Consider the following 12950-nt stretch of genomic DNA (forward strand, 5'->3'; position numbering starts at 1 on the left):
TATAACCTTCCATTGGTTCTTATTGTTGATAATGCCTCGATTCATAGAAGTAAAAAGATGGCTGATTACAGAGAGCTACTTAAAACTAACTTTTCGACGAATCTGTATTTTATTCCAGCTTATAGCCCTGAGTTAAATCGAATCGAGATGGTATGGAAGCAGATGAAATATTATTGGCGAGATTTTCAAGTCATGACAGCTGACAAAATAGAGCAATGGGTGGAGAAAGTATCAAACCAATTCGGAAAAGAATACATGTTTACTTTTTAATGACAACTTATCTAATAAATATACCAATAAGTTTAATAATTAAATTATCCACCCTTTTTTCTATAAAAAACTATTTTGATCAACTGTATTTTTTCTTTAAAGGAATAACAGTGTAAATTACATTAAGAATGTGTCTCTAACTAGCCTTGGAGTCATCTAATCATTTCATTTTTATTTTTTTAAGCACATAAAATCATAACAACTTTAATAGTTTTAAAAGATTAATATTAAATAAAATTTTTGTCATCTCAGCATAGACTATATATTTCGAGAAGATCTCAAAATTACATTTTTGTCATTTTTAAAAATAATTAATTAATAGTGCTAAAATTTTTAAGAGAGACAGAGAATAACCAAAAATTTCATCAGTTTAGTAGTCAAATTCCTAGACTCTGTTCAGTACTAAAACATAGCTTTTACTTCCAAATTATTTAAAGGAAAAAATTATGATGAAATTCAAAAACATTTTTTTGGGCTTATGTATCGCAGCCGCGTCATTGAATACATTTGCACAGCAATCCGATGAACACAAAGATCACCACCCTGAAAAAACAGCACCATCTGCAGTAACAATTAAGCAAACAGTTACCAGCACCACTGCTACAGATAAAATGGCTGCAATGGATCAACACATGAAGGCGATGCAAGCCATGCATGAGAAGATGATGGCTGCAAAAACCCCACAAGAACGTCAGAAACTTATGGCTGAGCACATGAAACTCATGCAAGGAGGTATGAGTATGATGAAACAGATGGGCAGCCAAAGCATGAATGCAAATATGGCTGACCGTCAGCAGATGATGGAAAAACGTATGGACATGATGCAATCCATGATGCAGATGATGATGGACTGTATGCCTCCGTCAGCAACTAAATAGTTACCCATGAATTAGGGGAAAGCACCATGAATCACCAACACCAAGAAAATAATTCAGTACCTAACTTTTGGTCTACACGTTATGCCATTGGTCTAATCGTGCTGGGTGGTATCGCAGCTTATTTTCTATTAACGGAACATTTAGCCCACGTTATCGGTGCTTTGCCTTATTTATTCCTTTTAGCGTGTCCACTGATGCATATTTTTATGCATGGTGGTCATGGGCATAACCACTCGCAGCAAAAAAAATCCGATATATCTGATAACAAAAAATAGCTCTTATCAGGAGATCCATCATGAATCATGCGGAATCGGCTTATGGTTTATGGACGCTGGTTATCATTAACTCAGCAGTTTTTATCATGTTCGCTTTCAGTTTTTTTAGACCTTCCACTGCGCGCGATTGGCGTACATTTGGGGCCTTTTCGGCTTTTATCATTGCTCTATTTGTCGAAATGTATGGTTTTCCTTTAACCATTTACCTGTTATCTGGTTGGCTTCAAACTCGCTTCCCTCAACTTGACTTACTTTCTCATAATGCAGGTCACTTGTGGTCAACGCTATTAGGTGAAAAAGGTGATCCACATTTTGGCATTTTGCATATCGCCAGTTACGTTTTCTTGGGCTATGGATTTTACCTGTTATCAACGTCATGGCACGTGCTGTACAACGCGCAACGTCAGCATTCTTTAGCGATCACAGGCCCTTATGCACGTATACGTCACCCACAATACGTGGCTTTTGTGATGATCTTGCTGGGTTTTTTATTGCAATGGCCAACTTTACTGACACTGATTATGTTTCCAATCCTACTCTTAATGTACAGCCGCTTGGCAATTAAGGAAGAGGCTGAAATGAGTAAACAGTTTGGCGCTGTCTATGACAGCTATGCTCAACAGACTCCGAGATTTATTCCAAAATTCGGCCATAAAACCACTTTACCATAAGAGAATTATTTATGTCAGATCAAAAAAATCATAACCAGGACCATATGGCACAGGCTACAACAGACGTACTGGAAGACCCAGTCTGTGGTATGACCGTCACTGAAGAATCGAAATACCATGAGGAATTTAAGGGGAAAACTTACTTTTTTTGCAGTGATAAATGTCAATCAAAGTTTCATAGCAGCCCGGTGCAATATATCGCTAAACCCGCAACGACGACTGCCGATGCACATACACAGCATCATCAGACTGTTCAACACGTTAATGCGGCAAGCACAACAGGTACGACCATCTATACATGCCCAATGCATCCAGAAATCAGGCAAGATCATCCTGGAAACTGTCCTAAATGCGGAATGACACTGGAGCCACTCATTCCTGAATTAGAGGAAGATGAGAATCCGGAGTTACGTGATTTCCGCCGACGCTTCTGGTGGACACTGCCATTGACCATCATCGTGACTTTTTTGGCGATGTTTGGTCATCAAATGAACCTGTTCAATATGGCTGTTCAGAGCTGGATTGAACTGGTGTTGTCACTCCCAATTGTACTTTGGGCAGGTTGGCCATTTTTTTCCCGGGGTTGGCAATCGGTTGTGAATCGCAGCCCGAACATGTGGACGCTGATTGGTTTGGGCACTGGAGCTGCATTTATTTATAGTGTGGTCGCAACCATTGCACCGCAAATCTTCCCAGACTCATTTATTTCCATGGGTCGTGTCGCTGTTTACTTTGAAGCTTCAGCGGTCATCATTTCATTGACCCTACTGGGACAAATATTGGAGTTAAAAGCACGTTCGCAAACTTCTGCTGCAATTAAGTCACTCCTTGGGCTCGCTCCTAAAACAGCTCGCCGAATCCTGCCTGATGGAACTGAAGAAGATGTTCCTCTAACGCATGTCCATGTAGGAGATTTACTCAGAATTCGCCCAGGTGAAAAAGTGCCTGTGGATGGTGTAATCACTGAAGGAAGTAGTTCAGTGGATGAATCGATGCTGACAGGTGAACCTTTACCTATCACTAAACGCATCGGTGATAAAGTCATTGGTGCTACCCTGAATACCAATGGTTCCCTAATCATGCGTTCAGAGAAAATTGGTTCAAGTACCATGTTATCCCAGATCGTACAGATGGTGGCGCAAGCTCAACGATCGAGAGCACCAATGCAACGCATGGCTGATCAGGTTGCAGGTTGGTTTGTCATGGCTGTAGTAGCCATTGCCTTGCTTACCTTCTTTGGATGGGGACTGTTCGGCCCAGAAGAGTCGAGCTGGGTTTATGCATTAATCAATGCTGTGGCAGTACTCATTATTGCCTGTCCTTGTGCACTAGGCTTGGCAACTCCAATGTCTATCATGGTTGCAACGGGTCAAGGTGCTACTCATGGTGTGTTGTTCCGCGATGCAGCAGCCATTGAGAATCTACGCAAGATTGACACACTAATCATCGATAAAACAGGTACGTTAACTGAAGGACGCCCTGTATTCGATCGTGTGGTTGCCGCATCAGGTTTCGATGAATCTGAAGTATTACGTTTAGCCGCCAGTCTTGATCAAGGCAGTGAACACCCGCTAGCCGAAGCGATTGTAAACGCAGCACACGAACGTGGCCTGCCTCTTGAAACACCAGATAATTTTGAATCAGGCTCAGGGATTGGTGTTCGAGGTCAAGTGGGCGATCGTCAGTTAGCTTTGGGCAACACAGCACTGATGGAGCAATTAGGTATCTCGGTACAATCTCTGATTCCGCAAGCCGAAGAGCTGCGTTCAGAAGGTGCAAGTGTGATGCATCTAGCCATCAATGGTGAATTGGCCGGCCTGCTTGCAGTATCCGATCCCATCAAAAAAAGTACCCCTGAAGCACTTGCCACCCTGAAGGAAGCTGGACTACGTATCGTGATGGCAACAGGAGATGGTCTCACCACTGCCCGTTCAGTCGCATCACGTCTGGGTATTGATGAGGTACATGGTGAAGTTAAACCCGCAGATAAACTCGAACTTGTCAGCAAATTGCAGAAGCAAGGTCGCATCGTGGCAATGGCCGGCGATGGCATCAATGATGCACCAGCCTTGGCTAAAGCTGATGTCGGTATCGCTATGGGGACCGGAACTGATGTCGCAATGAATAGTGCTCAAGTTACCTTGGTCAAGGGAGATTTACGCGGTATCGCGGTTGCCCGTTCACTTTCGGAAGCTACTGTTGGCAACATGAAACAGAACCTCATGTTTGCTTTCCTTTATAATGCCTTGGGTATCCCAATAGCAGCTGGCGTACTCTACCCATTTACCGGTTGGTTGTTGTCACCCATGATTGCGGCCTTGGCCATGAGTTTTAGCTCCGCTTCAGTGATCACCAATGCCCTTCGCCTGCGACATAAAAAGCTATGATAGAGAGTCTTTTTCTTCCACCAGATGTATCAGGCCTGATTGCAGCACTTGCCATCGGCCTGCTCATTGGTTTAGAACGAGGATGGAATGATCGTGAACTGCCAGAAGGCAGCCGAGTAGCAGGCCTACGTACCTTCACATTGACAGGATTACTCGGAGGAGTGCTCGGTCATTTACAGCCAAACTTTGGGCCTTGGCCACTAGTCGCAGCCGTATTAGGGCTTTCCCTTTTACTTACGGTATCCTACGCGCGTACCGCAAAAATTTCCGGTAATTTAAGCGCTACCACGACGATCGCGATGCTGTTGACATTAGTTTTAGGTGCATATGCATCCCATGGTAATGTTACTTTAGCATTAACCGCGGCTGTCATCGTGGCTGTATTTTTGGATCTCAAGCCAACCTTACATGGTTGGTTACGCTTGATCGAACATCGTGAATTAACCGCATCCCTGCAGTTACTGGTACTTTCTGTCGTTATATTACCTTACTTACCCAATACGGGTATGGGACCTTTTGCTGCATTAAATCCTTACCAGTTATGGTGGGCAGTGATCCTGATTGCCGGACTCTCTCTGGCAGGTCATTTTGCCATGCGGCTTACCGGTTCAGAAAGAGGCATATTCTGGACAGGTCTATTGGGTGGTTTGGCATCTTCTACAGCTGCAACTGTCGCACTGGCACGCTATACACGCCAGCACCCCGTCATGGTCAGTGCTGCTATTTCTGGAACATTGGCTGCCTGTGGCATCATGTTTTTTCGTATGGTTGTGCTGATAGGCGTCATTGAGCCAGCATTGCTAAGCACTTTTGGTGGTGCAATGATGATTGCGGGAATCCTTCTGCTGGGTATGGCATTGTGGAGACAACGCCAAATTACCAGCGCTGAAAACAACGATCGAACAATAGAAGCAATGGCTCCTTTTGATCTTGGGACAGTATTCAGCTTCGCTGCTTTCCTGGCTGTCATGGCAGTCTTGGTCCCGGCAGCAAAACAATGGTTGGGCACCAGCGGCATCTTCGTATTATCGACTATTTCTGGGCTAGCAGACGTAGATGCTATTTTAGTCTCACTTGCCCGCCTGCATAGTACTGAAGGCTTAACAACAAATGTGGCTGCTGTCGCGCTAGGGCTGGCCACACTGAGCAACATGTTAAGCAAAGCGACAATTGCATGGATGACAGGGGGGGCACAGTTTGGCCGAGCTATCATATTTGGCTACACAATTGCCATGATAGGTGCTGGCGTAGCTCTGGCTCTCAGTTTGAGCTTTATGTAAGGTCAACTCGGGTAAATGGAAGATGTTCAAAAAATGAGTTAAAATGATTCCCCTTGCATGGATTCACTTTGAAAAACAATGGTAAAAATGATTCGACCATTGAGGGATTCAGCCTGGATGGTCGCCCCAAGCATATCAAGAATAGATTTTGTTATGGCAAGCCCTAAGCCGGTTCCTTCTTCTGTTCTTTGTCTAGACGCATCTGTTCGATAAAAACGATCAAATAATCTGGATAGTTGTTCAGGAGAGAGTTCAGGGCCTTCATTTTCAATTGAAAATATTGTGTTATCTAAATTCTGTTGAAGTTTTATCTGTATTGTAGAATTCTTGTTTCCATATTTAACTGCATTAGACAATAGGTTGCTGAGTGCGCGACGTAACATAGCAGGATCACCTTTTACATTGCCAGATCCTGTTTGTTGAAGTGTCATATTTTTTTCGGCAGCTAGAGCGTCATAGAAATCAAATAAAGCGGTAACTTCTTTAATGAGGTCAATATTCTGTAAGTTCTGTAAATTTAAGCCATGTTCTGCTTTTGCCAAGAAAAGCATATCGGACACCATTCGAGCCAAACGTTCAAATTCTTCTAAATTAGAAAATAGTATTTCTTGATAAGTACCAATATCTCGGTTACGGGCGAGACATACTTGAGTTTGGGTCATTAAATTATTAATCGGTGTTCTAATTTCATGTGCTAAATCAGATGAAAAATCGGAAAGTTTTTCTAAAGCTGACTCTAGTCTGTCCAGCATAGCATTGAAGGCGATTGCCAATGATTTTAGTTCGGTTGGTGTATGCTCAACTTCTAAACGTTCTGAAAGATGTTGAGCAGAAATTCCTTCTGCGACCTTAGCCATTTTTTGCACTGGTCTTAAACCTCTCCAGGTTGCAAACCAACCTAAAAACATTAAACAAATTGTACCAGCCAAACCAATATACAAAAGTTGACGCTTAAAATCTTTTAGAAAATGTAGATGTTCTGATGTATCGATCCCAACAATAATTCGTACAGATTGTATTTCAGAATTTCTATTTATACCTGTAGTGTAGATCATGCCACGATAGGTCTTATTTTGAACTTGCCATTTAATCCATGAATTATTTGCTGACTTGATTAAATTTTGAGTATTAATGATTGAGGATGCTGAACTAAATAAAACTTTACCTGTCGGTCGTTCTATTTGGACCATAAGATCATGGTGTCCAACTAACGCATCTCTTAAATAAAGATTAAGTTCTGGAGAATTTTTAGGATGCTGTTGGAGAAGATTCTGAATAAGCTGGATTTTACCTTCTAATTGGGTACGGTCTTGAGTTTCAAAATGATGCATTACTAATTTATTTATGAACAAACCCATAATAATTAGAATGAAAATAGTAGATAATGAGAAAATGATACCGATCCGGAAACTGATCGCTCTGAATAAATTATTATTCATCCTCTACCTCTAGTACATACCCCATTCCTCGAATATTCTGAATTAATTTGGGAGTAAAGTTACTGTCAACTTTACTTCTTAATCGTTTAATAGCGACTTCAACGACATTCGTATCACTATCAAAATTCATATCCCAAATTTGAGAAGCAATCAGCGCTCTTGGTAAAATTTCACCTCGTCTACGCATAAAAAGTTCCATAAGCGCGAATTCTTTTGCCGTCAGATCAATGCGTTGACCCGCTCGCGTTACCCGACGTTTTCTCAAATCAAGTTCTAAATCAGCAATCTTAATAATATTACTATCTTCTCTTTGTTGCCCTCGTCTAAGGAGCGTTTTTATTCGAGCTAGAAGCTCTGCAAAAGCAAAAGGCTTAACTAAATAATCATCAGCGCCTAGCTCTAATCCTTTTACTCGATCTTCGATTTGATCTCGGGCGGTAAGAAAAAGAATGGGCATTGTTTTACCGCTGCTACGAATATCATTGATAATATTCCAACCATTTAGTCCAGGTAACATCACGTCTAAAATAATTAAGTCATACTCTTCAGAAAGAGCTTGATGTTTACCCGTTAACCCATCTGTAACCCAGTCCGTAATATAGCCAGCTTCGGATAAACCTTGCTTGAGATAATCACCAGTTTTTTGTTCATCTTCAACTAATAGTATTCTCATCTCAGAATCCTAAGTTATTCATTAAAACTATAATAACGTTATAAAACATCTGATCGAGATAGATTACAAAAATGTCATTTTCAAGTCACTTAGATGTTCAGTGCTTCACTTTATTGTAGTAGCAAGAAATTAACTTTTAGAGAAACTTATGAAAACTGTAGTGCGTCGTAGTCTAACAATTTTAATGTGTGCTGGAACTTTAATTGCTGGTACTCAATCTTGGGCAAAAGATGTATCAACCTCAAGTGCCACTAAAACGGTAAAAGCACAGGAACCTTGTACAAAACCTTGTAAAATGGAAAAAGATGACAAGACTCAGCAAGATCATAGTCAACATCAGTCTCCTAACTCATCTGACATGTCAAAAATGGATCATTCTATGATGAATATGGACCATTCTAAAATGGATCATTCAAAGATGAATATGCCTAGTAGCAATAAATAATTTTATAAATAGCGAGAAAGAAGTATTAAAGTTTATACTAAATATTTGCTTTATTACTTCAATCTTGACCTTTCTAAAGGTGAGATAGAATGTCAAATAAGTTAAGTCATATACTCTTAATTGGAGTTGGTTTATTTTCATCAACTTGGGTAATGGCGGCAGTTAAAGAATATGATTTAACGATCGCGGAACAGACTGTAAATATTACAGGAAAACCGCTAAAGAGAATTACCGTTAATGGTAAATTCGTTGCCCCTCTTCTTGAATTTGAAGAGGGAGATGATGCCGTTATTCGTGTTCATAATAAGCTAAAAAATCAGGACTCTTCAATTCATTGGCATGGATTGATATTACCCGGAATCATGGATGGTGTACCAGGGTTCAACCAGTTCGAAGGCATCGCCCCTAATAAAACGTATGAATATAAATTCAAGGTTCGTCAAAATGGTACTTATTGGTATCACTCCCATAGTAAAGGGCAAGAGCAAGACGGCCTATATGGTGCTTTAGTTATTTATCCGAAAAATAAAACCCCCTTAACATCATCTGAAAAAACTGATAGAGATTATGTGGTTTTGCTTTCTGATTTTCATAATTCAACAAGTGATCAAATCACAAAGAATCTTAAAAAAGAAGCAGATTACTATCAGAACCGTCGAGAAACGGTATTTGATGTCATGAAACAAGTTAAACGTGATGGATTAAAGGCAACTTGGCAAGACCGCTCTATGTGGAATCAGATGCGGATGTTGAAAACAGATATGTCTGATGTCACAGGCTATACATTTTTAATGAATGGCAAAACACCTCAGCAAAACTGGACCGGTAATTTTAAAGCTGGAGAAAAAGTTCGCCTTCGATTTATTAATGCTTCTGCAATGTCATTTTTTGATGTACGAATTCCAAATTTAAAAATGACAGTGGTAAGTGCCGATGGTCAACCTGTAAAACCTGTTCCTGTAGATGAGTTCCGTATAGGTACTGCTGAAACTTATGATGTCATTGTTGAACCGAAACAAGCCCATTATCAAATCGAAGCTGAATCTATTGATCGTACTGGATTTTCGGTTGGAACCTTACATGATGAAAATACCTCACCTGTAAAACAAATTGAGATGCCTAAGCCTCGTCCTCGTTCTTTATTGACTATGGAAGATATGGGAATGAATCATGATATGTCTTCTATGAAAGGCATGAATCACGATATGTCTTCTATGAAAGGTATGGATCATGATATGTCTTCTATGAAAGGCATGAATCACGATATGTCTTCTATGAAAGGTATGAATCACGATATGTCTTCTATGAAAGGTATGGATCATGATATGTCTTCTATGAAAGGTATGGATCATGATATGCCGATGAATAGCGCTACTGTTAAGGCGGCTTCAGACAAGAATGATAATACCGTATTTGGATGGGCAAATGCTTCAACACCTGAAGGTAATAAAGCATTGCAATATAGTGATTTGCAATCGTTAGATCCTCAAAAAGACACTCGTGCAGCTGAACGTGAAATAGAGATCCGTCTTGGTGGAAACATGGAGCGTTATATTTGGACAATAAATGGTAAAAAATTTAATGAAGCCGACCCACTAGTGGTGAAGTATGGTGAACGTATTCGCTTAAAATTTGTCAATGACAGTATGATGGCTCACCCAATGCACTTACATGGCATGTTTATGCAGCTTGAGAATGGTCAGGATCCAAGCAATATGCCAAACAAACATACGGTAATTGTTCCACCTGGGAAAACGATAACCACTCTACTCACAGCTGATGAGTTAGGTGAGTGGGCTATTCATTGTCACCTGCTTTACCATATGAGTGCAGGAATGATGAATAAACTCATTGTAGCTCAAGTGGAAGATGGTAATTCTACAAAGACTGTTCCTCAGTCCCAAGTAAATGAGAAGGGAGTAAATCCACATGCACATCACTAATAATTTGTTTTCAAAAACAACTTTGATGATTGCGCTATTTGGATTATCAAATCTAACGTTCGCTAAAAATGAAACTCCTGTACAAGACAGTAATATTACAAAAAATATGAAAATTCTTTTACAGGAATCTGGAGGATTAAAGTATTCCCTTCAAGAGCGTTATCCAGAATATTATTCAATGGAAAATGCGGATATGGGGGATAAGAGTGTCCAGATTGCGCTTGAGAACTCTAACTCACCTCATGACAATCATCTTAAAGAACATGGTGGACAAATTTATCAAACGACAAAATTTGAAAATGAATGGATGGTTGATGAAGACGGTAAGGGCAACCTAGGAACAAAGTTTGAAACTTTAATTGGAACAGATGAAAATCGTCTATTTATTGAAGCCAATTCGGAAAAGTCAGAAAGTAATGATCCAAAATATGCTGTATCAGCACTTTATAGCCGTAACGTAGCCCCATTTTGGGATGTACAAGCTGGGGTAAGATATAGTGAAAATAAAAATAATAGCAGCAGCGATCGAGTGGATGGGGTTATTGGTATATTAGGTCTAGCTCCTTATTTCTTTGAAACACAAGCATATCTTTATGGCGGTGAGAATAATTTTTGGGGAGCAAGTTTTGAATTAGAACGTGATTTGCTTTTAACTCAGAAACTTATTACTCAACCTTATATCGAAGCAGATGTAATATTTAGCGATGATTCTAACTATGCTGCAAAATCAGGTTTATCAGAACTAAAAACTGGTATCAAAACCCGATATGAGATTACTAAGCGAATTAAACCTTTCATTGATGTTGCTTACCAATATGAAAAAGGACAGAAAGCCACTTCTATGCAAGAGGCAACAGAGTCTGAAAAGGGATGGAAATATGGTGCAGGCATCGAATTAGTTTTTTAAAATAGTATGATTTGGATTCATGAATGGTAGCTTCGGCTACTATTCATGAATTATTACTATTTATTTTCGAATCTGTAAAACTAAAAAAGCTTAATTTTTGGTCTATTTTTATGCAGTGGTTAAAAACATGCTTATCGCTGTTTTTATCGTTTGCTATTCTTTTAGTAGGATCGGCTGCTACTACTTCGTCTGTACATCATCGGTGTTTAATGCCATCTGAATAGATGCATGTGGCATAGCCGTCTTCATCGATTTGAATCCTAAAGTGGCCCTAATGATCCGCTTTAGCTTGCCATGATTACATTCGATCACGTTATTTTTATACTTAACCTGCCTGTGCTCAAGATCTGGTGGACATTTTCTTTCCCATTTTAACCGTGACAAAGCACCTCCATATGTGTGCTTTATCTGTATCTATCACTTGTGGGGCCTTCCTTTGCCAGAAGATGCGGATACTGAGCATCCAAAAGTAAAAGAACTGCATGAGCTTCTTGCATGGTCTGAAGGTATGGTCTGGTGTTCACCTGAACGTCATGGTTCTATGAGTTCCATTTTTAAATCACAAATAGACTGGATTCCACTTGCAGGAGGAGCAATCCGTGCTACCCAAGGTAAAACCCTTGCCTTGATGCAAGTCAGTGGTGGATCACAGTCATTTAACAGCCTGAACCAGATGCGTATTTTGGGGCGGTGGATGCGGATGATCACCATTCCAAATCAGTCTTCAATTCCGAAAGCTTTCTTGGAATTTGAAGAAGATGGACGAATGAAGCCTTCAGCTTTCTATGACCGGATTGTGGATGTCATGGAAGAGTTATTTAAGTTCACTCTACTGACTCGTGGTCAAAGCAAATACCTGACTGATCGTTATTCTGAACGCAAGGAATCGGCTGAAGAGTTGTCCAAGCGTGTAAATCAGCGCAGTTTATAAATGCTGGATGGTATTAAATACTGCGCCTCATTGCCAGGTCAGTAACACTTTTATGCTGTACCGATGAAGTGCTGTTAAAGGTACAATGAATATTGTAAAAACCCAGTCTTCATGATTGGGTTTTTACATTAAAGAAGTCAGAGATAAATAAGGAAAAGGTGAAGGCTTTGAACCAGAAACGGCACTGTTGCAAATAGGCTGACATGATAAGCTAAATATCTTATTTATTTCGAGATACAGCAGATGAATCCCTTCCACGGTCGGCACTTTCAAGGTGAAATCATTCTTTGGGCTGTTCGTTGGTATTGTAAATATGGCATCAGCTATCGTGAACTTCAGGAAATGCTCGCTGAACGTGGAGTGAATGTTGATCACACCACAATTTATCGCTGGGTTCAGCGTTATGCTCCAGAAATGGAAAAACGTTTACGTTGGTATTGGCGTAATCCTACAGATCGACATTTATGGCATCTGGATGAAACTTACGTAAAAGTGAATGGCAAATGGGCATATCTATACCGTGCAGTTGACCAACGTGGCCATACTCTTGATTTCTATCTTTCTGCTAGACGAAATACCCATTCAGCTTATTGTTTTCTTGGTAAAATTTTGAATCATGTCAAAAAATGGCAGATTCCACGAGTCATAAACACTGATAAGGCTCATACCTATGGCCGTGCTTTGTCGCGACTAAAACAGGAAGGAAAGTGTCCTGAAGACCTGGACCATCGACAGATTAAATACAAGAATAACGTGATTGAATGTGATCATGGTAAGTTAAAGCGAATCATCAGGGCCACATTAGGATTCAAATCTATGAAGACGGCTTATGCCACAATTAAAGGTATTGA

At 40.2% G+C, this 12950-nt stretch carries 13 protein-coding genes and 2 pseudogenes; 12 read left to right on the forward strand and 3 right to left on the reverse strand.

The genetic code is table 11. From position 1 onward, the window contains the following. The 6 genes from F893_RS15295 to F893_RS15320 form a co-directional block, all read left to right on the forward strand. On the forward strand, positions 1 to 270 hold a 270-nt coding region (locus tag F893_RS15295; protein WP_005253102.1), incomplete at its 5' end, for a transposase. 446 nt (positions 271 to 716) lie between these two features. Beyond that, entirely contained in the window at positions 717 to 1148 is a 432-nt protein-coding gene (locus tag F893_RS15300; RefSeq protein ID WP_004695737.1) for a hypothetical protein, read from the forward strand. Between the two features lie 26 nt (positions 1149 to 1174). Beyond that, positions 1175 to 1423 carry a DUF2933 domain-containing protein gene (locus F893_RS15305; protein ID WP_004695740.1) on the forward strand — a complete coding sequence of 83 codons (249 nt, stop codon included), beginning with the start codon at positions 1175 to 1177 and terminating at the stop codon, positions 1421 to 1423. Between the two features lie 20 nt (positions 1424 to 1443). Continuing rightward, positions 1444 to 2094, forward strand: coding sequence for a methyltransferase family protein (locus F893_RS15310; protein ID WP_004281871.1), 651 nt, complete (start codon positions 1444 to 1446; stop codon positions 2092 to 2094). Positions 2095 to 2105: 11 nt separating this feature from the next. Continuing rightward, entirely contained in the window at positions 2106 to 4481 is a 2376-nt protein-coding gene (locus F893_RS15315; protein ID WP_005253104.1) for a heavy metal translocating P-type ATPase, read from the forward strand. Then, positions 4478 to 5761, forward strand: coding sequence for an MgtC/SapB family protein (locus F893_RS15320; RefSeq protein WP_005253106.1), 1284 nt, complete (start codon positions 4478 to 4480; stop codon positions 5759 to 5761). The genes F893_RS15315 and F893_RS15320 overlap by 4 nt, the downstream gene beginning before the upstream one ends. A gap of 38 nt (positions 5762 to 5799) precedes the next feature. On the opposite strand, the gene F893_RS15325 is transcribed toward F893_RS15320, so the two are convergent. Both F893_RS15325 and F893_RS15330 read right to left on the reverse strand, forming a co-directional pair. Next, on the reverse strand, positions 5800 to 7200 hold the full coding sequence (locus F893_RS15325; RefSeq protein WP_004281867.1) for a heavy metal sensor histidine kinase: 1401 nt from the start codon (positions 7198 to 7200) through the stop codon (positions 5800 to 5802). Then, positions 7193 to 7873 (reverse strand): heavy metal response regulator transcription factor, encoded by a 681-nt coding sequence (locus F893_RS15330; RefSeq protein WP_004281866.1) that lies wholly within the window; start codon positions 7871 to 7873, stop codon positions 7193 to 7195. Before F893_RS15330 ends, F893_RS15325 begins: the two co-directional genes overlap by 8 nt. Positions 7874 to 8021: 148 nt before the next feature. On the opposite strand from F893_RS15330, the gene F893_RS15335 reads away from it, so the two are divergent. The 4 genes and pseudogenes from F893_RS15335 to F893_RS17590 all read left to right on the forward strand — a co-directional run. Continuing rightward, positions 8022 to 8318 (forward strand): hypothetical protein, encoded by a 297-nt coding sequence (locus F893_RS15335; protein WP_004281865.1) that lies wholly within the window; start codon positions 8022 to 8024, stop codon positions 8316 to 8318. Positions 8319 to 8407: 89 nt separating this feature from the next. Continuing rightward, complete coding sequence (locus F893_RS15340; RefSeq protein ID WP_005253110.1) at positions 8408 to 10261, forward strand: copper resistance system multicopper oxidase; 1854 nt, start codon at positions 8408 to 8410, stop codon at positions 10259 to 10261. Beyond that, a complete protein-coding gene (locus tag F893_RS15345; protein ID WP_004281863.1) occupies positions 10248 to 11168 on the forward strand; it encodes a copper resistance protein B in 921 nt (306 codons plus the stop codon). Before F893_RS15340 ends, F893_RS15345 begins: the two co-directional genes overlap by 14 nt. Positions 11169 to 11191: 23 nt before the next feature. Continuing rightward, positions 11192 to 11389: pseudogene (locus F893_RS17590) on the forward strand (hypothetical protein); the annotation flags it as partial. A 16-nt stretch (positions 11390 to 11405) separates the two neighbouring features. Here the strand turns inward: F893_RS17590 and F893_RS15350 are convergent. Further along, positions 11406 to 11595 (reverse strand): annotated as a pseudogene (locus F893_RS15350) (DDE-type integrase/transposase/recombinase); the annotation flags it as partial. A gap of 9 nt (positions 11596 to 11604) precedes the next feature. On the opposite strand from F893_RS15350, the gene arsH reads away from it, so the two are divergent. Further along, positions 11605 to 12099, forward strand: a complete 495-nt coding sequence (gene arsH / locus F893_RS15355; RefSeq protein WP_010117055.1) for an arsenical resistance protein ArsH — start codon at positions 11605 to 11607, stop codon at positions 12097 to 12099. 243 nt (positions 12100 to 12342) lie between these two features. After that, the coding region (locus F893_RS15360) for an IS6-like element IS1007 family transposase (RefSeq protein ID WP_005253111.1) at positions 12343 to 12950 on the forward strand (608 nt) is incomplete at its 3' end.

The sequence above is a fragment of the Acinetobacter sp. CIP 102136 genome (assembly GCF_000369685.1).
GTDB classification, from domain to species: domain Bacteria; phylum Pseudomonadota; class Gammaproteobacteria; order Pseudomonadales; family Moraxellaceae; genus Acinetobacter; species Acinetobacter fasciculus.